Raw genomic sequence first — 21,785 nt, 5'->3', positions numbered from 1 at the left:
CATTGAAACAGGGGGGGCAATGTAGGAACATACGTTAAACACCACCCAATCCAGACAGTTACCAGCATATGCAATTTAACATTCCGACCTGTCTTACCCTGTTTCGCGTCGTTCTTATTCCGTTCTTTGTGCTGGCTTTCTATCTGCCTTTTCACTGGGCGCCCTTTGTTACCGCGTTGATTTTCGTTGTTGCCGCCGTGACCGACTGGTTCGATGGCTTCCTGGCTCGCCGCTGGAAGCAGACAACCCGCTTTGGTGCGTTTCTCGATCCGGTGGCGGATAAGGTGATGGTGGCCATTGCTTTGGTACTGGTTGCGGAATATTTCCATGCCTGGTGGATCACGCTGCCCGCTGCCACGATGATCGCCCGTGAAATTATTATTTCAGCCCTGCGCGAGTGGATGGCAGAGATAGGTAAACGGAGCAGCGTTGCGGTTTCCTGGATCGGTAAAGTGAAAACCACCGCGCAGATGTTTTCGCTTTTTGCTCTGCTGTGGCGTCCGGACAGTATGGTGGTCGGTGTTGGCGTGGTCGCGCTGTACATTGCCGCGGTACTGACGTTCTGGTCCATGTTCCAGTATTTAAGCGCTGCCAGAGGCGATTTGCTCGAACCGTGATCGATGCGATTCAAAAAGCAGCAAACGGACGCAATGTGGGGATAATTTTATTGACTCACCGCGTCATCTCAGTAGAATGCATCGCATCGAACGGCAGCACAGCTGCAGAAGCTAAGAAAAATCAGTAAGTTCGATAAAGCGTAGTAAAGTCTGACCCTTCAGCAGCGAGTTATCTGAACGGTAAGATGATGCGGGAATAGCTCAGTTGGTAGAGCACGACCTTGCCAAGGTCGGGGTCGCGAGTTCGAGTCTCGTTTCCCGCTCCAAATTCGCAGACCAGGCAATCCTGGCGGCAAATCGGTTTTAGGCGCGTTGGCAGAGTGGCTATGCAGCGGATTGCAAATCCGTGTACCTCGGTTCGACTCCGGGACGCGCCTCCAGTTATACCTCGCCCGGGTGGTGAAATCGGTAGACACAAGGGATTTAAAATCCCTCGATCGTAAGGTCGTGCGGGTTCAAGTCCCGCCCCGGGCACCATATTGAAACACCAATAAAATCAAGTTGTAGCAATGTCGTTTAAGCCGCCTCTTTGGGCGGTTTTTTGTTTTTATAAGCCCTTCCTGCTATGTCATTTCTGATTCTGGTCTCAGGCTCCTGTTAAACCCCTTTCTCCCTTTGCCGTTTGTCTCCTCCTGTGCTGACCTGACGCTGTTTTTTATAACGTGTCACGTCTGGCAATCCAGTAATCCAGCAGAGGCATCCAGATGACGTCTGCACGATGAGTGGAAACAAGCCCGGTAGACTGAGAAAGAGAGGCTTTACGGGTACAGGCAGCATGATATCTATCACCAAAACGCTCATCCTGAATGTGGGTGACAATATCAAAACCAGTAACAGTTTTGACTATGCTCTCCATCCCCGTTTTGACAGACATGACGGTGACAGAAGGCATTATCTGGTATTTTCGCCTTTGGCTACGGGCAGTCCTGTCACGCATCATTGCCGTTTCTCGATCAAAACGGAATGGATTACCTTTGACCAATACATTCAGGGCCAAAATAAACGCGAGGAAAAGGAGGCAGATTGAGAAGGCTGCGGATTTTAAGCGGTTCAATCCGTTCATTAAAAAAGCCTGCGTTACACAGGCAGAAATCGTTACAAGGGAAAATGCAGTTGTCAGCATGCGCTGACCCGGCAAGCATACAGCGAATGGGGTTTTTAGATACAAGTGAATAACTTTTGATCAGCAAAAGGCACGATGTGTATGTTGCAGGCATAAAAAAGCCCACTCGGATGTGGGCATAGCAAAATTGGCTATTAATGTAAGGTTCTAACAATTACTTCCTTACTATCGGCAATCCCGCGGCAGGCTTTAGCCGCTGTAAAAAATAAACCTTTTATATTGCCGACAGCCTTCGGTGCGGAAGGCGGGCAACGTGCTCTGTTCTTATCCCGTTGACTGACTTTTACAGCGTGTCGCTATTCGGTTTTGCGAGATTGATCGTGCTGGCAGAAGCGGCAGAGTCAGATTCAGACCAGGTGTCCCTAAGACTTAATGGTGCCGTTAGCGCTTATCCGTCGTTTGAGCAATGGCAGTGTGTTCCCTGACAATCAACATAAAAATGGCGTGGAGATGTTTTGGCAGGCGTTAAACGATATGTTCTTACGGTCGGATACGACTTTTTTCCCGCGCGGCGGGGTTACTGTGGCGGACAGGCTGAGGCCAGTAGGTTACCTTTCTTCTCTGTGTACTAATCTTGTCTGCAGTCATTTCATTATTCAGAGAAGGGCAAGCCGTGCCGGGAAACAAAGCAGAAATCACTGTGGGTTCAGATCATATCATTATCGCTCGACGTTACCGCGCTCTTGGCGCGCTCAACGATCTCTTTATCGCAGTATGGTTCCTGACGGGCAGCATCCTGTTTTTCTTCGACTCGCTGATGACAGGTGGAACATGGTTATTTGTCGTGGGGAGCCTTCAGTTATTACTTCGCCCGGCAATCACCCTGGCAGAACTGGTACACGTAAAGCGCATCGATCAACATCCACAAAAACCTCAGTAGTCCTTTACCCCTGTATCACGGACAGCTAAACGCATTCAGCCTGCCTGATATATGAACGACTCAGGCAGGCTAAATGAAAGGTGAGGCGATTTCAGGAGATCACCAGGTGCGGGCGGGCGGTGGTGAAGGTTGCTGCCCGGTTGCAGGCGGCGGTGGTGCAACGGTGCCTGCCGGTGGTGGGGCCAGTGCCTGACCCGGTGGTGGTGGCGGAGGCGGCGGCGGGCGATGATCGTGTGGCAGTGGGGGTGGCGCACAGCCGGGGCCCGGTGGCGGCGGTGCGCACGCGGTCAATGTTGAGGCAGCGACAACAGCAGCGAAAAAAGTCAGACGACGATTCATGCTATTTCCCTTGTGAAATTAACAGTAAGCTAATTGTAGTTAGCTGTTACTAAACATAACGGTGGTAAAGCAGAAAAGCGAAGCGATTCCGCCCTCTATCCGTTTTTTGAGATACTTCTCATCTCGCGCGTTTAATCCGGTTTTTTGTTTCAACGCCAGCTAAAGTAGCGCATCACAAAAGAGGAGTGGCGTTTATGAATGGCATTTTGAAATTCGTCCGCGGCTGGCTGATTTTTTCAGTGTTATGGGGCGTCTTCATGTGGTTTATGTCATGGCAGGCGCAGGGCAAAGAAATTGGCCTGGCTGTTTTGATGAGTCTTTATGCTGGCCTGTTATACCAGGCATTAATTACGATGGTCGCGCGCTATCGGGCACGGCGACAGCAGGCGTAAGAGGGGCCTGCTGCGTGCCGCAGCAGGCCAGTGTCTCAGCTCAGATTACCGCTCAGGCGGCGATGAAAATCGCTGCTGCGCATATCCAGACCTTCAATGGTGACGCTGGCACCATGACGCTGATAACGGTATTCGATACCATCCAGTGCAGCGACGGTGGAGGCATCCCATATCTGTGCGTGCGTTAAATCAATGGTGACAGATTTAGGGTCATGTGCGTAATCGAAGTGCTCAAACAAATCGTTGCTGCTGGCAAAAAACAGCGGTCCGCGAACATCGTAGCGCACAGACTGTCCGTCCTCACTCAACGTTCTTTCCGCATGAATCACATGCGCGACGCGCCGGGCAAACAACATCATTGCCACCACTACACCCGCCAGCACCCCCAGCGCCAGGTTACTGGTTAACACGGTAATACCTACCGTTAACAGCATGACCAGCGTTTCTGACCAGGGCATCCGTTTCAGCGTCGCGGGCTGCAAACTGTGCCAGTTGACCGTCTTGACGGCGACAATCATCATGATGCCGGCCAGCACCACCATCGGGATCTGCGCCATGATGTGGCTCAGGCCCGTCACCAGCAGTAACAGCACGAGGGCGGCGGCAAACGTTGAAACCCGGCTACGTGCTTTACCCAGTTCCACGTTGACAATGGTCTGTCCGATCATGGCGCATCCGGCGATACCACCGTAAAAACCGGCCAAAATATTACCTATACCCAGCCCCCAGGATTCGCGACGTTTGCTGGACGGCGTATCTGTAAGGTCATCCACCAGCTTGGCGGTCAGTAGCGATTCCATTAGTCCTACAAACGCCACGCTCAGCGCGGTGGGCCAGACGATGGATAAGGTCTGCCAGTTGAGCGGAACGGTCAGTGCCGTAAAGTCTGGCAGACCTGCGCTCATGGGGCCTTCATCACCCACCGTCGGGACGCGATAGCCCATCGCCAGCGCCACGGCGGTCACGACCACGATGGCCACTAAGGGAGAGGGCACACTTTTCAGCACGCGGGGCAGGAGCAGCACGATGGCCAGCGTCACAGCGAAGAGTGCCCACACCAGCGGCGATTGACCCCAGACATGCGGGACCTGAGCAAAGAAAATTAAAACGCCAAGCGCATTCACAAAGCCGATCATGACCGAACGGGGAATATAACGCATCGCACGTGACATACCTGTCACGCCGAACAGAATCTGAATGATCCCGGCCATTACAACGGCAGGAAGAATATAGGCCACGCCATGCGCATGGACCATAGGCCCAATCACCAGCGCAACCGAACCCGCTGCGGCGGTTACCATGGCAGGGCGGCCGCCAAGCAAAGACAGCGTCAGGCAGAGTACGACAGAGGCCACCAGGCTGACCTTCGGATCGACACCGGCGATAACCGAAAACGAGATCACTTCCGGAATAAGCGCCAGCGCCGTGATCACGCCGGCCAGGCATTCTCGCGTCAGCAGTGCAGGCGAGCGTAAGACGCGGCCGACACTGACATCGTTTTCCACAACGGCAGTTGTGGCGACATCATGTTGTTGATTCATAGTGTAAACAGGCTCTTTTATTTTAAGCTTGCGCGAAAGGCAAGGAAGACAGGATTTGGTGAAGGGCGAATGTTACCGACAGCTTAAAGAAGAAGCCAGAAAAAGCGAAATGACTCCATCCATGGAGAAAAGATTATAACGTCAGGTCGTCTGGCGTTTTATACACCACCATCTCAAGCAGGTGACGATAAACGTCCAGTGACACTTCGTCGCGCTCCAGCTCGAGGCGATGAATCAGTTTCGAAATAATGGCTTTATTATTGACGGCCATACCTGACTGTAGGATTTCCGCGACAACGAGACCAAGAATCTCCATATCGCTGTCGGGTTTATTCGCCGCAGCGGTGAAGTAATCCGCGATCTCTTTATCCGTTTGGGGCAGTGTGTTTTGCATGTGTCAGCCTTTGAAAAAGTCGGCTACCCGGTAGAGTGCGCGACAAACAGACCTAAAAGCCATCGCATAAAAATACAATGGCGCCAAACTCAACAAGCAGGTCATCAAAATCAAAAAAGAAACCTCTGAGGGTGGAAATCCATTACACCTTCAGAGGCGACGCAGATGCATCATTCGTTACAGAGTCGTGATCACAACTCGTTGTATGTAAAGTTATACAATTAAAGTTTATTTGTACAAGTAGATTATTAAGCATAAAATGCTAATCCTTAACAATTAAGATGTTAAGAATTTTGTTTGTCGCTTTCCTGTACAGGAAATGTGTACAAGCGGACCAGGCCGACGGGAAAGCAGCGTGCTTTCCCGGGAGGGTTAATTAAACAGGTTGAGTTTTGCAGTGAGTTTGCGAACCGCTTTTTTGTCGCCCACTATCGCCATCCCAAGCAGGCGCCATTCCGAGGCGGGCAGCGTCTTCATCGTGTCACTGAAGGCCTGGTAGTCGGTGGTTGACTGACCCTGCTCGGGAAAGACCACAGTGTCACAGTCTGTCTGTTCACTCTGGTGCCACACGGTGCTGAGTTGTGCACTATCGGCCCCCAGGACAGGAATGCCAACGGGGATGAGCCCCGGATAGCGCTGCATTGTCGCATCTTCCAGATCTTCACCGACCAGACTGGGATGACGTTGTCCCAGCGTCAGAGCGATAACGGCGGCAGCATTGGTGGCTTTGCCGGCCGGTAACGCACTGTTCAAAATCATCACACATCGTAAGTCGCTCATTATCTTCTCCTGACACAAAATGCCATTGTGGCAAGGCTAGTGGTCAGCGTCTGGAAGATTTGTGCATAGTTGCTGGTAACGTGCAGGCGTCAGCTGGCAGGCGCGTTTAAACCAGCGCCCCAGATGACTCTGGTCTGCAAAGCCCAGATCGGCAGCCACCTCAGCGGGTAAATGGCCCATAGCCAGCCGTCGGCGTGCCTGACTGAGCCGCCACTGTACTAACCAGGCGTGAGGCGGTAGGCCCCACTGCTGTTGGAACAGGCGGGAAAGCCGAAAACGATCCACGTTCAGCGCCTGTGCCATCTGGGCAATGCCGGGGTTATTGACATGGTAAGCAATAAGCCAGTCTCGTGCCTGATGGGCCAGTGTCGGTGCCACATCCGGCCGCGTATTGCGCCAGACAGGCAAGTGACGAAGATGGCGGAATAACCGCTCCAGCGCCGCATCTTTGATTAACTGCGGGTGATTGTGCCAGAGCGCGTCGAAGGCGTGCCAGACCGCCCAGGAGAGCCATTTCTCATCCTGAAGCGTGGTGGCAAAACGCAGTTCACTGCCGGGCACACTGTCCAGACAGCCAGGTGCAAACTGCTGGTGCAGATGATGAGGTGACAGATAGAGCATGCGGTAGGTAAAGCCCTGTGCATCAATGGCATCGCCATCGTGAAGCTCTTCAGGTTCCAACATAAAGACCGTGCCCGGTCGGCTCTGATGACGTTTCTGACGGGAGTGGAACTGCTGCACGCCTTGCTCCGTCACGCCAATTAAGTAACTGTCATGCCAGTGAGGATCGTAAGCATGTCCGGTAAAATGCGCCCGTATCGTTTCGATGCCGCTACGCGCGTCGCGGCGCAGATCGACCCAGTTATGGGTGGAGGTGTTCACGCTTTTGTCCTCCCCGAGGTGTTGACAGCAGGATCAGGACTGGACATTTTGACGTTGTTATCCAGTATTTAACAGTACAGATGCTTTTCTTTCGCATTTTGCTTTGCGTATAATAACTTAACCAATTAATTAGAACTCTAATAATTAGGCAGCTACTTATAAATGTCATCTAACCGTACCTTTACCCACCTGCTGCACCTGACCGCCCATGCCTGGCGCCTGGCCGTTGACCGCCATCTTAAAGACAGCGGTTTGAGCACCAGTAGCTGGATGGCGATAGGGCTTATCGCCAGTGAACCTCAACGCCTCACGCAAACCGAACTGGCGCAGTTAATGGGCCTGGAAGATGCGAGTATGGTGCCGTTGGTGGATCGCCTGGTGAAACAGGACCTGTTATCCCGGGTCCAGCCCGCCGAAGATCGCCGCAAGCGTCATCTGGTGCTGACCGAGAAGGGCAATGAAGCGTTCGCAAAAGTAAAGACGCAGGCCGATGCGCTGCGCACGCAACTGCTGGCGGATATTGATCCTCAGGAAATCGCCCTGGTAGAGCGCGTTTTACAAACGCTGCTGACCCGAATGGGAAGTATGTAAGTATGGCCCGGCGCAATCCCTACGCTGCGCGTGAATGGTTGCCTCATGAAAAACCCATGCTGCCGGGCTCGCCTTCGACGCCAATCCATTCCCCACCCAAGCGTGTTGCCTTTGGGCTGATAGGGTTGCTGATCTCGCTGACCGGCGCCTTAAGTAATGCGCTGGTTACGGCTAATCTGACCAATCTGCAAGGCACCTTTGCGGCTTATTCCAACGAAATTGCCTGGCTGCCCGCGGTTTATGTGATGGGGAATATCTCTATCAACCTGCTGTTGGTAAAATTTCGCCAGCAGTTTGGTTTACGCGTATTTACCGAAGCGTTTTTGGTGCTGTACGTCCTGGTCGCCTTTTTCCATCTGTTTGCCAACGATCTGAGTTCAGCGATTATCGTGCGTACGGCCCATGGCATGGTCGGTGCGGCGCTAAGCTCGCTGGGCATTTATTACCAGGTTCAGGCCTGGCCTGCCAGGCATCGCTTAAAAGCGCTGGTCATTGGTCTCACCGCCTCACAGCTCGCTATTCCGCTGGCGCGCCTGTTCTCCAGTGAGTTGTTACAACTGGACGAGTGGCGAGGGCTGTATCTGTTTGAGCTGGGGTTAGCGCTGATTGCATTAGGGGCGGTGCTGGTGGTTAAGCTGCCGCCGGGCGATCGTATTAAAGCTTTTGAAAAGATGGATTTCCTGACGTTTATCCTGCTGGCTCCGGGCATGGCGTTGCTGTGTGGCGTGCTGTCGCTGGGCCGTATTGAGTGGTGGTTCAGTACGCCCTGGCTGGGGATCTGTTCAGCCCTGGCGCTGGTGCTGATCGTCAGTGCCTTTGTGATTGAGCACAATCGCCGCAATCCACTCATAAACACGCGCTGGCTCAGCAGTGGAATGATCGTGCGTTTAGGCATTGTGATGATCATGATTCGCATCGTACTGGCAGAGCAGAATACGGGGGCAGTCGGCTTCCTGCAGCAGATTGGATTACAGAATGATCAAATGCACGGCCTGGCGCTTGCCATCATGGCCGGTGTGGTGGCGGGCATTGCCGCCAGCGCGCTGACTATCAAACCTACCCATCTTAACTGGCCGATCGTCGCATCGCTGGTCGTCATGATTATCGCCTCACTGATGGATGCGCAATCCAGCCCGGTCACGCGCGCGAACAATATGTACCTGAGTCAGTTTCTGCTGGGGTTCGGCAGTGCCTTTTTCATGGCGCCGGCCATGCTGATGGGAATTGGCAGCGTCGTCACGCAGCCTAAAAATCTGGTCAGTTTCGTGGTCCTGTTCGGCATGAGCCAAAATCTGGGCGGTTTAATCGGATCCGCGATTTTGGGGACCTTTCAGGTCTGGCGTGAAAAATACCACTCCAGCCTGCTCGGCGATCAATTATCGTTACTGGATCCCAACGTCAGCGACCGGCTTACACAATATGGTGGGCTCTTTAGCAGCCAGATTGGCGATAGCGCGTTATTGAGTGCCCAAAGCACCAGCCAGCTTCAGTCCGTCGCCACCCTGCAGGCGAACGTCCTGGCCTACAACGACACCTATCTGCTGACCGCAACCCTGGCGCTGGTTACGCTGATGTGGGTGTTGTGGCGTTTAACACGTCGACGCTACCTTGACTGGCGACAGGCCAAATTTCATCTGGCAGAGCAGCGTCAGCTCGCCGCCGCACAAGAACGAACGGAGTAAGTATGAGTCAGCAGGATGAACTTCAGGCAGCAGAACGCGATCGGGCCAATCGTCGTCGTATTCTCTCTATCGCCCTGGGGAGCGGCATTGCGGTCATTGGTGTGCTGGTTATTCTGTATGCCTGGCAGCTATGGCCTTTTACCAGTCCGGTCCAGAGCACGGAAAACGCCTATGTACGCGGCCAGGTCACCTTTATCAGCCCGCAGGTGAGCGGATATCTGACCGCTGTGAACGTGGCCGATCTGCAGTCGGTCAAAAAAGGCCAGGTGCTGATGACGATTGACGATCGTATTTATCGCCAGCGAGTGCATCAGGCGCAGGCACAACTGGCCATGAAGCAGGCCGCTCTGAGCAACAATCAACAGCAGCGTCTTAGCGCGCAGGCCTCGATCCAGAGCAACAAAGCCGCTCTGGAAAACGCCAGAGCGCAGGCGGTGAAAAGTGGCCTGGATCTGAAGCGGGTAGAGAATCTGGCCGCGGATGGTTCGCTCTCCGTGCGTGAGCGGGATGCCGCACGCGCAGCGAACGCGCAGGGGCTGGCTCAGCTTCATCAGGCGGAAGCCCAGGTTGCAGTCGCTCAGCAAAATCTGCAAACGGTGATCGTAAACCGGGCGTCGCTGGAGGCGGACGTTGCCAGTGCGCAGGCGGCGCTGGAACTGGCTGAAATCGACCTGGCAAACACCCGTATCATATCGCCCGATGCGGGTCAGTTAGGGCAGTTATCGGTGCGTAAAGGCGCCTATGTGACGGCCGGGACGCGCCTGACCTCCGTGGTGCCTGCACATAAGTGGATCATCGCAAACTATAAAGAAACCCAGCTTGCGCATATTCGCGCGGGGTTGCCGGTGACGATTCGTGTCGATGCGCTGGATGGTAAACGTTTCGACGGTCGCGTTGCCGATATCTCGCCAGCGGCAGGCTCAGAATTCAGCGCTATCTCACCGGATAACGCGACCGGTAACTTTGTGAAAATCGCCCAGCGTATTCCCGTACGCATTGACGTCGCGCCGGAGGTGCAGCAACAGTTACGGCCCGGCATGTCAGTCGAGGTCAGTATTGATACGGCGGCTTCACCAGTCAGTGAGACCGCACCATGAAGGGCGCTCGGTTAGTGGCAGGCATGCTGGCCGCCCTGTTAGCAGGGTGCAGCACACAGGTTGAGAAAGCCCCGGCCTCGTTACCCATTCCGTCACAATGGCGCGAGCAGGTTGGGCCTTCCGCGCCGCCAGAGGCGGCCTGGTGGCAGGCGTTTGGCGATCGGGATCTGAACCGACTGGTGGAGCAGGCATTACAGCATAATCCCGATATTTTGATAGCCCGGTCGCGGGTGGATCAATATCGTGCGCAACTGCGTGGCGCTGAGGGCGATAACTTTCCCACGCTCAGTGGCGGGGTTGCGGCAACGCGTCAACGTGCCCTGTCGGCTGTGACCGGGCAGCCTTATGAAACCTCCGTTTTTCAGGGGCAGCTTCAGGCCAGTTACAATGTCGATTTGTGGGGCGCACGGGCCGATACGATTGATGCCACCCGCGCCACGCTGGAGGCGCAGCAGGCGGCCGCGTCGGCCGCAGAACTGACCATCGCCAGTTCCGTTGCATCGGGTTATATGACGCTCTGCGCGCTGGATGAACAACTGCGCGTGACCGAAGCGACGCTGGCCTTACGGCGTAACTCGCTCCGACTGGCGCAGCGTCAGTTTGAAACAGGTTATACGTCCCGGCTGGAGTGGATGCAGGCCTCATCGGAGTATCAGTCCGCGCAAGCCCAGGTACCGCAGTTACAGCATCAGATTGCTCAGCAGGAAAACGCGCTCAGTATTTTAGTCGGCATGAACCCTCGGGAGGTGGCCCGTCACCGCGACTTTACTGTCCTGATGCCACAGACGATACCGGGCATTTTGCCGTCAGCCTTACTGAATCGTCGCCCGGATATCGTCCAGGCGCAGCGCCAGCTGCTGGCCGCCGATGCCAGCCTGGCTGCGTCAAAGGCGAAGTTACTGCCGGGAATTAATCTGACAGCGTCGGGCACATTACAGCGTTCCGTTTTGCATCAGCTGGTGGACGATCCGTTCCGCCTCTGGAGCGTAGGGGGCAGTATTCTGGCACCGTTGCTGAACCGTGAAGCATTGACCGCTCAGGTCGATGTCGCTATGGCTTCTCGCAATCAGGCACTTTACACCTATGAGAAAGTGGTAAGAAACGCGTTCTCCGAAGTCAATAACGCGCTGGATGCCATTCGCCAGGGCGAAGCACAGCGTGAAGCGCTCCAGAAGCAAGAGCAGTTTGTCGCTGAGGCACTGCGTATTGCAACGAATCGCTATCAAAATGGCTATGCTTCTTATCTGGACGAACTGGATGCGCAACGCACCCTGTTTGCCACGCAGCTAAATCTGGTAACGGTAAAGAATAATCTGTTGCAGGCCCAAATCGCGTTATACAGTGCACTCGGCGGGGGCTGGTCGGGCGAAAACCAGAGTGGGGCACGGCATCAGGCTGACGCCAGGGGGCCGTAATCGTCGCCCATCAGTTTGCCAGCGGTCTGTTTTGTAAAATCACGGCTAACGCGACGGGTTTGTTTTACACTGTCGCGCACTATCGCCCCATTATGCCGTTTTGACCAGGAAGAGCATGTTCTTACCCCACCCACCAGAAGAGCATGAGGAACCCGTGGCTCAGCCGCTTGCCGATGCGCACTTCGCGATTGTGGTGCTTGCAGTGACGTCGGTAACGCTTATAATTTTCGTTCTGATCGTCACGCTTTGGATGAGCTAGTGTTTATCAACCGGACCTGAAAGGAGTGAGGGATGGAATCGCGCGATGATAAACTGATTGCGATTATTGGGCTGCTGACGGCTTGCCTGATTGGTGTCACCTTTCTGTTTCTGATGACATGGTTTAACGACAGCCGTCTTACCACGCCCGTCGACCATGTCGATGTACAAACCTGCTATCCTAAACCGCCCACCGGTCAACGCTGAACTCGCTGACTGAATTTAATCTGCTGGCTTCGTAGCACCAGTGCCAGATTCTCGTGTACCGTTCGGTTGCCGTTCGGATCGGCCAGCCCTAACAGTGAGCCTGGCGACCGTCTGTCATCGGCCCAGGCCGGATACTCAACCACCGGGTACAGAGAAATCCCTTCCATCGCGATACCCTGATCCAGCGCGACCATAACATTTTCACTGACTTCCTGCAGCCAGGGGGCCCGTGCCTCGCCTTCTGCGCCCGTCTCAGCGATTAACATGGGGCGCTGATAGCGTTGCCAGTACTGGGCCAGTAACAGGTGGAGTGGGGCCCGTACGGGATCGTCTCTGTCCATGGGCTGATCGGGAAAATACCAGTGGTTATCGGGGTAATAATTCAGACCCAGAATATCCAGATACTCTTCGCGCCCGCCCAGTTCCTTATCAAGGCGACCGGCCAGCATATCCCATGCCTCAAACTGAGCCTGATGTTGGGCATCGGCCCCGGGTTTACTGTCGGGGTTATCAGGATGATGGGCAATCTGTACCAGCGGATCGGTAAGGACAAATCGCGCCGCGGGAATCACGTCGCGAATCGCCTGTATCGCCGCCAGAGAGGCACGGACCAGTTGCCGTTTTAACTCTTTTCCGCGCTGACTGACGTGAGGATTAAACCAGGCCACCTCCGCACCCGCCCAGGACCAGAACGATATTTGGTTAATCGGGGTAAAAAAGGGCTGTTCGATTCCCCGATCGCGCAGCAATGTCGCCATCGCACGGGCATAACGTTCAAAATGATCGACAAAGCTGGCTTTCCAGATAGTGAGATGGTCCGGATAGCCAAAATGGGCCAGCTCCCAGATGACCTGCAACTGTTGATCCCGCGCCGCATCGACCATGGGTAAAAAGCTACGCCAGTCGTACTGGCCTGGCGTTTTCTCAATCAGATGCCAGCGCGCACCGTCACGTGCGGTCAACAGGTGCAAGTCGACCAGCGCGGCATAGTCTTTTCTGAACAACATATCGTGGCCACTGCTGATCACCATATCCAGGCGCTTACCTGGCGTGCGGCAGGCGGTGGAGCAGGGAAAACTGCCCTGAAAAAAGCTTTGAAACAGACGGGGTTGATGGTGTACGTGATCGTCAGTGATAGGCTGGTTGCGCATATTCCTCTCCTGCCGGACAAATGTCGGTCACAGATCGTTGGAGTAAGTCTAGACTAAAAAACATTGCTTTCAGTCTTGCAGCTGCGCAACCGCGACTGGCATCCCGTGCCGCGCGAAGGAATAATAATAAATGACCGTAAGATTCAGGGACTCTCCATGACCGAAGCGTTTAATCTTCCCCAGCCTGCACCGAGCCAGAGTTGGCTTGAGCAACGGCTTGTTCCGCCCGGGCTGCGTCATCCGGGGCTAAGCGGTATTCATCCGCTGAGTGACGGGCTGGATGCCTTTGCTGCCCGTTACCTGCTGATGGAAAAAGCGACAAAGACGCTGGATATTCAATACTATATCTGGCAAAACGACATGTCTGGTCGGCTCCTGTTCAGCGCCATGCTGGATGCAGCCAATCGCGGCGTGAAAGTCCGGCTCCTGCTCGATGATAACAATACGCCAGGGCTGGACGATACGCTGGCGCAGCTTAATCATCATCCAAATATTACCGTCAGACTGTTCAACCCCTTTTCCTTTCGCACGTTGCGCGCCTTGGGTTACCTCACTGATTTTGCACGCCTCAATCGTCGTATGCACAATAAAAGCTTTACCGCCGATGGCATCACCACGGTGGTGGGTGGGCGCAACATTGGCGATGAATACTTTGGGACAGGTAACGAACCGCTGTTTGCCGATCTCGACGTGCTGGCAATTGGAACCGTGGTCAAGGAAGTGGCGGAGGATTTTGAACGCTACTGGCACAGTAAACCGGTTTCCCCTTTGGACGATGTGCTGGAACAGGACGTGACGGCACATCCTGAGGTCGTTCTGCCTCCCGAATGGCGTGAGAACGAGGGCGTTCAGCACTATCTGAAGCGACTGAGCCATTCGCCACTGATTCAGCAACTGACGCAGGACAGCTTACCGTTTGTCTGGGCAAAAGCCCGGCTGTTGAGTGACGATCCGCGCAAGGGGCTGGGTAAAGCCCGTCGCAAATCGCTTCTGCCCCAGCGCATGCTGGAGGTTATCGGTTCACCCCAGCGTCAGTTTGATATCATTTCCGCCTACTTTGTTCCCACCCGCGCGGGCGTGGCGCAGTTATTGTCGCTAAAGCGTAAAGGCGTGAAAATTGCGATTCTGACGAACTCTCTGGCAGCGAACGACGTTTCTGTTGTGCATGCCGGTTATGCCAAGTGGCGCAAAAAGCTCCTGCGTCATGGCATCGCGCTGTATGAGCTAAAGCCGCAGGCGGGCGTAAACGATGCGCCGCACGATCGCGGGTTAACCGGGAATTCTGGCTCAAGCCTGCATGCGAAAACCTTCTCGGTAGACGAAGCCATTCTGTTTATTGGCTCGTTTAACTTTGATCCGCGTTCCGCCGTGTTAAACACGGAGATGGGACTGGTGATCGAAAGTGAAACCCTGGCCACGGAAACCCACCGGCGCTTTAGTGAATCCATGCGTGACAGAGCCTGGACATTGCAACTGGATAAGTGGGGCCGGGTAAACTGGCTGGAATATCCGGGCGAAGCGCAGCAGGTTGTGCATAAGCATGAGCCCGGCTGTAACTGGTGGCAACGTCTGCAGGTCCGGCTGGTCTGGCGGCTGCCTATTGAGTGGCTACTGTAATAAAAAAGGCGACCCGGATGGTCGCCTTTACCTTAACGCTTTTGCGGTTTACCGGAGAACAGAAAGCGCAGCAGAGGAATGCGCAGGTGCAACTCATACAAAATGAAGGAGGCACCAAACACCATTAAGAGGCCCAGAAAAAAGCCAAACGTGTTGTTGTGCAGATGCGGCGTCATAAAAATTCCGTACAGCAGGGTCAAAGGGTGATGCACCAGGTAAATGAACAGGGAGGCATTGACCAGGTACATGATCTGAGGAGAGTGAGAATTCAGCCATTTATGACCCAGGCTGTAACAAACGTTCAGCATGCAAAGCCCCATCATGCTGCTGATCAGCGCGTCGGTTTCATACAGCCAGCCTTCGCCACTGTTCAGCCGTTGGTTTGCAATGTAGGCGACCAGCATCACGACGGCCCCAACGTACAGCAGCGGGTTTGCCCGGACAAACAGCGTTTTCAGCGCCTGATGTTTCCAGCTGAGGGCACCCAGCATAAAAAACGGCAGGAAGAACAGACACTGCATAACGGCAAAGTTAAACAGCGCATCGCCCAACAGGGAAGGGTGGGCATAAAAAATCGCCCGCCGTACCGCTCCCCAGAGCACGGCCCACAACAACAGCCCCAGAGCCAGCTTTGTCCAGCCGACACGTTGGTAGTCAATATTGCGCTGCTGATCGCGTAGCCAGCGGAAGGTGAGCATGCCCAGTGTGGTAAGCAATACCAGCACCAGCAAAAACCACAGGTGCGAGATCAACTCCCACATCAGCGTATTGTATTTGTCATACAGCGACAAATTGTTCCAGTTCGACAGCTTTGGTGTCCAGGCTTTCAGCATAAAGAACTGCGGCAGCGTGATCAGCGGAACCGCGGTGAGCATCGGAATCCCGACGCGCTCTAAGCGGACTTTCAGAAAGCGCTGAGGCTGATAGCGCAGATAGAGCATATAAGAGAAGTAGCCCGAGATAACAAAGAACACCTGCATACGAAACGAATGAATAAAATCATTGAGGGTAGTGAGCCATAGTGAGGCATCGTGGCTGTTGACGGCCCATGACTGAGACGAATAGATCAGGGAGACGTGAAACGGCACGCCTAACAACATCAAACAGGCCCGAATGGAGTCGAGAAAATATTCACGCTCAGGTTTTTTTGTACTCATAAAGTTCCAGTTCGTTAGTACGTTTTAGGCGGTTTCGCCCTGAAACCGTTTTATGTTGGAGGGAAATTCTAGCTGGAGATAACAGAGTATACTATCAGTTGAATCTCAGTTGAGCCCGTAACGTTTAATTGTCCTAAAATCACCTCGCGAGTAGATGATTATCGGGAACATTGTTGTGCATATGCTGTCGGAAAGCCGAATTATCCATTAAGATAAGCGGGTTTGTATTAAGCACACGAAAGGGGGGGATGTGCTGACTAATGTAAAAAATAATGTGGGGCTGACGAAAATGCGCTGGATTGGCGCAGCGGTCCTGCTGGCTTTGTATGCCAACAACAGTTGGGCGTTTAACTTTGATGATGTCGCGAAACAAGCGAAAGAGTTGTCTGGAAAAAGCTTTGAAGCGCCAAAAAGTAATTTACCCTCTCAGTTTCGTGACATGAAATTTGCTGATTATCAGCAGATTCAGTTCAACCACGATAAAGCGTATTGGGGCAAACTGCGTACGCCGTTTAAGCTCGAGTTTTACCATCAGGGCATGTACTTTGATTTGCCGGTGAAGATCAATGAAATCACCGCCAATACCGTACGTGAGATCAAATACAATCCTGACTATTTCAACTTTGGCAACGTGAAGCACGATGCTGATGCGGTTAAAAACCTTGGCTTTGCCGGTTTTAAAGTCCTGTATCCGTTGAACAGCAAGAATAAGAAAGATGACGAAATCGCCAGCTTCCTGGGGGCCAGTTATTTTCGTGTGATTGGTGCAGGCCAGGTTTATGGTCTGTCTGCCCGTGGTCTGGCGATCGATACCGCGCTGCCGTCAGGTGAAGAGTTCCCGCGTTTCAAAGAGTTCTGGATTGAACGTCCAAAACCCCAGGACAAGCAGTTAGTGATTTATGCGCTGCTGGATTCTCCACGTGCCACCGGTGCCTACCGTTTCACGATTCACCCAGGCCAGGAGACTACCGTCGATGTTAAGACGCAGGTCTATTTGCGTGACAAGGTCGGTAAACTGGGCATCGCGCCGTTAACCAGCATGTTCCTGTTTGGCCGCAATCAGCCATCGACGGTCTCGAATTTCCGCCCTGAACTGCATGATTCGGACGGTTTGTCGATCCACAGCGGCAATGGTGAATGGATCTGGCGTCCACTCAACAACCCGCGCCATCTGGCGGTCAGCACCTACACGATTGAAAATCCGAAAGGCTTCGGGCTGCTGCAGCGCGGACGTGATTTCAATAATTATCAGGATCTGGACGATCGTTACGATCTGCGCCCAAGCGGCTGGGTTGAGCCATTAGGCGAGTGGGGCAAAGGCCATGTTGAGCTGGTGGAAATCCCCACCGCTGACGAAACCAACGATAACATCGTGGCGTTCTGGACACCGGAAAATCTGCCGGAACCCGGCAAAGCCATGGACTTTGACTACCGTCTGCACTTTGGCCGTAATGAAAACAAGCTGCATTCAGATGATGTTGCCTGGGTCAAAGATACGCTGCGCTCGGCGGGCGACGTGAAGCAGTCAAACCTGGTTCGTCAGCCGGATGGCACCGTGGCCTTCACCATCGATTTCGTAGGGAAAGACATGAGTGAAATGCCGGCCGACAGCCAGGTTGCGCCTCAGGTCAGCGTAGGTAAAAACGGGGAAGTGGTGGAACAGAGCGTTCGCTACAATCCGGTTACCAAAGGCTGGCGCTTGGTTCTGCGTATCCGGGTTAAAGATAACAAGCAGGCGACTGAAATGCGTGCCGCGCTGGTAAGCGGTGACAAAACATTGACGGAAACCTGGAGCTATCAGTTACCTGCCAATGAATAATCTGACTTTTACACCTCAACGCTATGTAGAAGCCCTGCCGCTGGATGCGGCAGGAAAAGCGCGTCTGGCGGCGTCTTTACAGAATGCCCAGACGTTCCATCAACTGCACGAATCGCTGGGTCAGGATGTGGCCGCCAGCGATCGTCCTGACGATGCACCGCTGAAGTCCGTTTCATCACGTATTGAAATGGCCTGGCCTGATTCCCTCGCGGGTGGTGCACAGCTAGGCAAAGACTATCTGGAACGTACCACCCTGAAAGCGATGCCAAAGGTGAAGCGTTCACTGATGTTTCCGGAAGCCTGGCGCACTAACCCGCTGGCACGTGCCTGGGACTCATTACGGGGTCATAAGGCGGTTCCGCGTTATGCCACGGCGGAAGAGCAGCGCGCAGAAGAAAAATGGCGCCATGTCGGTTCTGTTCGCCGCTATATCCTCCTGATTCTTACGGTGTTTCAAACCGTGGTGGCAACGTGGTACATGAAGACCATTCTGCCTTACCAGGGCTGGACGCTGCTGGATCCGATGGACATGATCAACCAGAACTGGCAGCAGTCTGTCATGCAGATTCTGCCTTATGTGTTGCAGACGGGAATTTTGTTCCTGTTTGCGATTCTGTTCTGCTGGGTGTCGGCGGGCTTCTGGACAGCACTGATGGGCTTTTTACAACTGCTGATCGGTCGGGATAAATACAGCATCTCTTACTCGACAGTCGGGGATGAGGCGCTGAATCCAGAGCACCGTACCGCGCTGATCATGCCCATCTGTAATGAAGATGTGGGCCGTGTGTTCGCAGGCTTGCGCGCCACCTGGGAATCCGTTGTGCGTACAGGCAACGCTGAGCACTTCGATGTCTATATCCTGAGTGACAGCTACGATGCCGATATTGCTGTTGCTGAGCAAAAGGCCTGGATGGAGCTGGTGCGTGATGTCGGTGGGGCAGGAAAGATCTTCTACCGCCGTCGCCGTCGTCGTGTGAAGCGTAAGAGCGGCAACATTGATGACTTCTGTCGTCGCTGGGGCAGCAACTACAGCTACATGGTCGTACTGGATGCGGACAGCGTCATGAGCGGGGAATGTCTGACCGGTCTGGTGCGCATGATGGAAGCGAACCCGAATGCCGGGATCATTCAGTCGTCACCAAAAGCGTCCGGAATGGACACGCTGTATGCGCGCTGCCAGCAGTTTGCGACGCGTGTTTATGGGCCGTTGTTTACCGCGGGTCTGCATTTCTGGCAGTTAGGGGAATCGCATTACTGGGGCCATAACGCCATCATCCGTGTGAAACCGTTTATTGAGCACTGTGCGCTGGCACCGCTGCCCGGTGAAGGGTCTTTTGCGGGATCCATTTTGTCTCACGACTTTGTGGAAGCGGCACTGATGCGCCGTGCGGGTTGGGGCGTATGGATTGCCTATGATCTGCCTGGCTCGTACGAGGAATTGCCGCCGAATCTGCTGGATGAGCTCAAACGCGATCGCCGCTGGTGTCATGGTAACCTGATGAACTTCCGCCTGTTCCTCGTTAAAGGGATGCACCCGGTTCACCGTGCGGTCTTCCTGACGGGCGTGATGTCATACCTTTCAGCCCCGCTGTGGTTTATGTTCCTGGCGCTGTCCACCGCCCTACAGGTGGTCCACACGCTGATGGAACCGACCTACTTCCTGCAGCCTCGACAGCTGTTCCCGGTCTGGCCGCAGTGGCGTCCTGAACTGGCGATTGCGCTGTTCTCCACCACGCTGGTGCTGCTGTTCCTGCCGAAGCTGCTGAGCGTAGTGCTGATCTGGTGTAAAGGCGCGAAACCTTACGGTGGCGCACTACGTCTGTTTGTGTCGCTGCTGCTGGAAATGCTGTTCTCGGTTCTGCTGGCACCGGTGCGCATGCTGTTCCACACCGTATTTGTGGTCAGCGCGTTCCTGGGCTGGGAAGTCGTCTGGAACTCACCGCAGCGTGATGATGATGCAACGCCCTGGAGCGAGGCCTTTAAACGTCATGGCTCGCAGATGGCATTGGGTATCGTATGGGCAGCCGGAATGGGCTGGCTGGATCTCAACTTCCTGTGGTGGCTGGCGCCTATTGTCTTCTCACTGATTCTGTCACCGTTTGTCTCAGTGATGTCGAGCCGTTCGGGGCTGGGCCTGAAGACCAAGAAGGCGAAGCTGTTCCTGATTCCGGAAGAGTATGATCCGCCAAAAGAGCTGATCGATACTGACCGTTACGTCGAGCTGAACCGCCAGCGCGTCCTGAAAAACGGCTTTATGCACGCGTTGTTTAACCCGGCGTTTAACGCACTGGCGACAGCGCTGGCGACCTCACGGCACAAGCACAGCCAGTTGTTAGATCATGCGCGCGATCGGCGGGTTGATCAGGCACTGAGCGATGCGCCCGAGAAGCTGGGTCGTGAACAACGTTTGCAGCTGATCAGCGATCCGGTGGTACTGGCGCGCGTTCACACCCGTTTGTGGGAAAGTGGCGAGAAATACCATCAATGGGTAGAGAGTTATCAAAAACTTTCGCTTAATCCTGACGCGCTTCCGCATCAGGCATAATGAAAAAAGCGGCAGAGATGCCGCTTTTTTTTGCCCCTGGCCCGACACAGACAGCAACATTATTTTGCAGTTTTACGTAAACAGGATGGTAACGCCACCTGAGTCATGATTAAAATGACGGCTGTCTAACCTGAGTCGCTATTGTGAATAAACTCGTTATGTTAACGCTGCTGTCCCTCGCTATCGTTACGCTGAGCGGCTGTGGCAGTATTATCAGCCGTACCGTGCCCGGACAGGGACACGGTAACCAGTTTTATCCCGGCGTAAAGTGGGACGTCAGGGAGGGGGCATGGCGGATTATCACCATTCTCGACCTGCCGTTATCACTGGTCGTCGATACGTTGCTTATTCCGGTCGACGCCAGCCATGGACCTTACACGTAACCGCGATCGGAATCGTTGTTATCGTCTTCCCACTCTTCGGCGGCAGCCTTACCTTCTTCACTGTCCAGTGGAGGCTCAAGCTGAAATTCGCCATCGTCCCATTCATGCAGCGTGTTTTCCGCTAACCACTCCTGACGCAACTCAATCTCATCGAAGTCACCGTCAAAAATTGCCTGAGCGGCTTCACCACTGCGAATCGGTAAACATTCGCCTGAATCCCCTTCGTCTTCGAAGAACTCTGCCTGCCACATGATATCGCCATCCTGCATAACATATTTTTGCAGACCGAACTGATTGATAGCTGCATCATCTTGCTCAAGGTCTGGATGGTTGGCGAGAAACTCTTCACGCGCAGCGTCAATCGCTTCTTCCAGTGTAGTGAACATACTCATGCTTCTCTCCTTGCCTGATTAACGTGATTTCAGTGAAGGATAGACCAAAATCGCAGGAGAGAAAGTCAGTGCGTCAGAGGGCGAATATGTCTGGTGGTTCGGCAGGCAAAATGATGTGATGAAATCAGGCGGTACATCGTGCTGGCTTGTCTCGCAGAGAAGGCCATCACAGCAGTTCGATGCCCCAGCGTTTCAGCAGAACGGCCCAGAGAACGAATACGATAAGCGTCAGGACGCAGCTCAGTCCCAGGGTAAGCCAGAAGCCTGTACGCTGATACAAAAAAGGAAACAGGATAAACATGGGCAAGGTCGGCACCACATACCAGAAGGTGTACCAGGCGTGGGCGGCAATTTTGGCCTGCGTTTGTCCTTCCAGTTTCATCCAGACAAGCACCAGAATCGTGACCAGTGGCAGCGCCGCAAGCAGGCCGCCAAGACGATCGCTGCGTTTTGCCGCTTCCGAGATCACCACCACCATCAGGGCCGTTATTGCATATTTTGAAAGCAGCCAGAGCATCGTTTT

Annotated in this window: 22 protein-coding genes and 3 tRNA genes; 16 read left to right on the top strand and 9 right to left on the bottom strand. The window is 54.1% G+C overall.

Annotation, left to right across the window (positions count from 1 at the left end; translation table 11 throughout):
• Positions 1–68 precede the first annotated feature (68 nt).
• The 4 genes from pgsA to C1N59_RS13205 all read left to right on the top strand — a co-directional run bounded on the left by pgsA (position 69) and on the right by C1N59_RS13205 (position 1,094).
• Positions 69–617 (top strand): CDP-diacylglycerol--glycerol-3-phosphate 3-phosphatidyltransferase, encoded by a 549-nt coding sequence (pgsA, locus tag C1N59_RS13220; RefSeq protein WP_006118776.1) that lies wholly within the window; start codon positions 69–71, stop codon positions 615–617.
• 190 nt (positions 618–807) lie between these two features.
• Positions 808–883: transfer RNA gene (locus tag C1N59_RS13215), tRNA-Gly, on the top strand.
• A 40-nt stretch (positions 884–923) separates the two neighbouring features.
• Positions 924–997, top strand: a tRNA-Cys gene (locus C1N59_RS13210).
• Between the two features lie 10 nt (positions 998–1,007).
• Positions 1,008–1,094 (top strand) — tRNA-Leu (locus tag C1N59_RS13205).
• Positions 1,095–1,272: 178 nt separating this feature from the next.
• On the opposite strand, the gene C1N59_RS13200 is transcribed toward C1N59_RS13205, so the two are convergent.
• Positions 1,273–1,740 carry a hypothetical protein gene (locus C1N59_RS13200; RefSeq protein WP_394549700.1) on the bottom strand — a complete coding sequence of 156 codons (468 nt, stop codon included), beginning with the start codon at positions 1,738–1,740 and terminating at the stop codon, positions 1,273–1,275.
• A gap of 640 nt (positions 1,741–2,380) precedes the next feature.
• Here C1N59_RS13200 and C1N59_RS13195 point away from each other — a divergent pair.
• Positions 2,381–2,620: a YrhK family protein gene (locus C1N59_RS13195; RefSeq protein WP_237166121.1), complete on the top strand. Its 240-nt coding sequence runs from the start codon at positions 2,381–2,383 to the stop codon at positions 2,618–2,620.
• Positions 2,621–3,153: 533 nt separating this feature from the next.
• Positions 3,154–3,351 carry a DUF6404 family protein gene (locus C1N59_RS13190; RefSeq protein WP_006118780.1) on the top strand — a complete coding sequence of 66 codons (198 nt, stop codon included), beginning with the start codon at positions 3,154–3,156 and terminating at the stop codon, positions 3,349–3,351.
• Between the two features lie 35 nt (positions 3,352–3,386).
• On the opposite strand, the gene C1N59_RS13185 is transcribed toward C1N59_RS13190, so the two are convergent.
• From C1N59_RS13185 to C1N59_RS13170, 4 genes are all read right to left on the bottom strand, one after another.
• On the bottom strand, positions 3,387–4,892 hold the full coding sequence (locus tag C1N59_RS13185; protein ID WP_394549698.1) for a SulP family inorganic anion transporter: 1,506 nt from the start codon (positions 4,890–4,892) through the stop codon (positions 3,387–3,389).
• A gap of 133 nt (positions 4,893–5,025) precedes the next feature.
• Entirely contained in the window at positions 5,026–5,286 is a 261-nt protein-coding gene (locus tag C1N59_RS13180; protein ID WP_394549697.1) for a biofilm/acid-resistance regulator YmgB/AriR, read from the bottom strand.
• A 372-nt stretch (positions 5,287–5,658) separates the two neighbouring features.
• Entirely contained in the window at positions 5,659–6,066 is a 408-nt protein-coding gene (locus tag C1N59_RS13175) for a DUF2000 domain-containing protein (protein ID WP_394549696.1), read from the bottom strand.
• 36 nt (positions 6,067–6,102) lie between these two features.
• Positions 6,103–6,948, bottom strand: coding sequence for an AraC family transcriptional regulator (locus C1N59_RS13170; protein ID WP_394549694.1), 846 nt, complete (start codon positions 6,946–6,948; stop codon positions 6,103–6,105).
• A 162-nt stretch (positions 6,949–7,110) separates the two neighbouring features.
• On the opposite strand from C1N59_RS13170, the gene C1N59_RS13165 reads away from it, so the two are divergent.
• From C1N59_RS13165 to C1N59_RS13140, 6 genes are all read left to right on the top strand, one after another.
• Complete coding sequence (locus C1N59_RS13165; protein WP_033737583.1) at positions 7,111–7,539, top strand: MarR family winged helix-turn-helix transcriptional regulator; 429 nt, start codon at positions 7,111–7,113, stop codon at positions 7,537–7,539.
• A 2-nt stretch (positions 7,540–7,541) separates the two neighbouring features.
• Positions 7,542–9,221, top strand: coding sequence for an MFS transporter (locus tag C1N59_RS13160; protein WP_110267697.1), 1,680 nt, complete (start codon positions 7,542–7,544; stop codon positions 9,219–9,221).
• Positions 9,222–9,223: 2 nt separating this feature from the next.
• The gene (locus tag C1N59_RS13155) at positions 9,224–10,318 is read left to right on the top strand and encodes an HlyD family secretion protein (protein ID WP_394549692.1); all 1,095 of its coding nucleotides are present in this window, start codon (positions 9,224–9,226) and stop codon (positions 10,316–10,318) included.
• A complete protein-coding gene (locus C1N59_RS13150) occupies positions 10,315–11,733 on the top strand; it encodes an efflux transporter outer membrane subunit (protein ID WP_394549691.1) in 1,419 nt (472 codons plus the stop codon). Before C1N59_RS13155 ends, C1N59_RS13150 begins: the two co-directional genes overlap by 4 nt.
• Before the next feature lie 115 nt (positions 11,734–11,848).
• A complete protein-coding gene (locus C1N59_RS13145; protein WP_006118788.1) occupies positions 11,849–11,992 on the top strand; it encodes a hypothetical protein in 144 nt (47 codons plus the stop codon).
• Between the two features lie 32 nt (positions 11,993–12,024).
• Positions 12,025–12,198 (top strand): hypothetical protein, encoded by a 174-nt coding sequence (locus tag C1N59_RS13140; protein WP_367143172.1) that lies wholly within the window; start codon positions 12,025–12,027, stop codon positions 12,196–12,198.
• Here C1N59_RS13140 and C1N59_RS13135 read toward each other — a convergent pair.
• On the bottom strand, positions 12,189–13,349 hold the full coding sequence (locus tag C1N59_RS13135) for a glycoside hydrolase family 1 protein (protein WP_033737580.1): 1,161 nt from the start codon (positions 13,347–13,349) through the stop codon (positions 12,189–12,191). The two genes, C1N59_RS13140 and C1N59_RS13135, sit on opposite strands and share 10 nt — an antisense overlap.
• Before the next feature lie 156 nt (positions 13,350–13,505).
• Between C1N59_RS13135 and C1N59_RS13130 the strand changes: the two genes are divergently transcribed.
• Positions 13,506–14,966: a phospholipase D family protein gene (locus C1N59_RS13130; protein ID WP_039341167.1), complete on the top strand. Its 1,461-nt coding sequence runs from the start codon at positions 13,506–13,508 to the stop codon at positions 14,964–14,966.
• A gap of 32 nt (positions 14,967–14,998) precedes the next feature.
• On the opposite strand, the gene mdoC is transcribed toward C1N59_RS13130, so the two are convergent.
• A complete protein-coding gene (gene mdoC / locus C1N59_RS13125) occupies positions 14,999–16,123 on the bottom strand; it encodes a glucans biosynthesis protein MdoC (RefSeq protein ID WP_033737578.1) in 1,125 nt (374 codons plus the stop codon).
• A 280-nt stretch (positions 16,124–16,403) separates the two neighbouring features.
• Between mdoC and C1N59_RS13120 the strand changes: the two genes are divergently transcribed.
• The 3 genes from C1N59_RS13120 (at position 16,404) to C1N59_RS13110 (ending at position 20,870) form a co-directional block, all read left to right on the top strand.
• The gene (locus C1N59_RS13120; protein ID WP_172677658.1) at positions 16,404–17,942 is read left to right on the top strand and encodes a glucan biosynthesis protein G; all 1,539 of its coding nucleotides are present in this window, start codon (positions 16,404–16,406) and stop codon (positions 17,940–17,942) included.
• Positions 17,935–20,487 (top strand): glucans biosynthesis glucosyltransferase MdoH, encoded by a 2,553-nt coding sequence (mdoH, locus tag C1N59_RS13115; RefSeq protein ID WP_283787292.1) that lies wholly within the window; start codon positions 17,935–17,937, stop codon positions 20,485–20,487. Before C1N59_RS13120 ends, mdoH begins: the two co-directional genes overlap by 8 nt.
• Positions 20,488–20,645: 158 nt before the next feature.
• Positions 20,646–20,870 carry a YceK/YidQ family lipoprotein gene (locus tag C1N59_RS13110; RefSeq protein ID WP_033737575.1) on the top strand — a complete coding sequence of 75 codons (225 nt, stop codon included), beginning with the start codon at positions 20,646–20,648 and terminating at the stop codon, positions 20,868–20,870.
• On the opposite strand, the gene C1N59_RS13105 is transcribed toward C1N59_RS13110, so the two are convergent.
• Positions 20,861–21,262: a MysB family protein gene (locus tag C1N59_RS13105; protein WP_283787290.1), complete on the bottom strand. Its 402-nt coding sequence runs from the start codon at positions 21,260–21,262 to the stop codon at positions 20,861–20,863. The two genes, C1N59_RS13110 and C1N59_RS13105, sit on opposite strands and share 10 nt — an antisense overlap.
• A gap of 166 nt (positions 21,263–21,428) precedes the next feature.
• Positions 21,429–21,779 (bottom strand): DUF3147 family protein, encoded by a 351-nt coding sequence (locus C1N59_RS13100; RefSeq protein ID WP_033737573.1) that lies wholly within the window; start codon positions 21,777–21,779, stop codon positions 21,429–21,431.
• Positions 21,780–21,785 lie beyond the last annotated feature (6 nt).

The organism is Pantoea sp. SGAir0183, from assembly GCF_043545505.1.
This window is presented reverse-complemented; position numbering and strand designations above follow the sequence as displayed.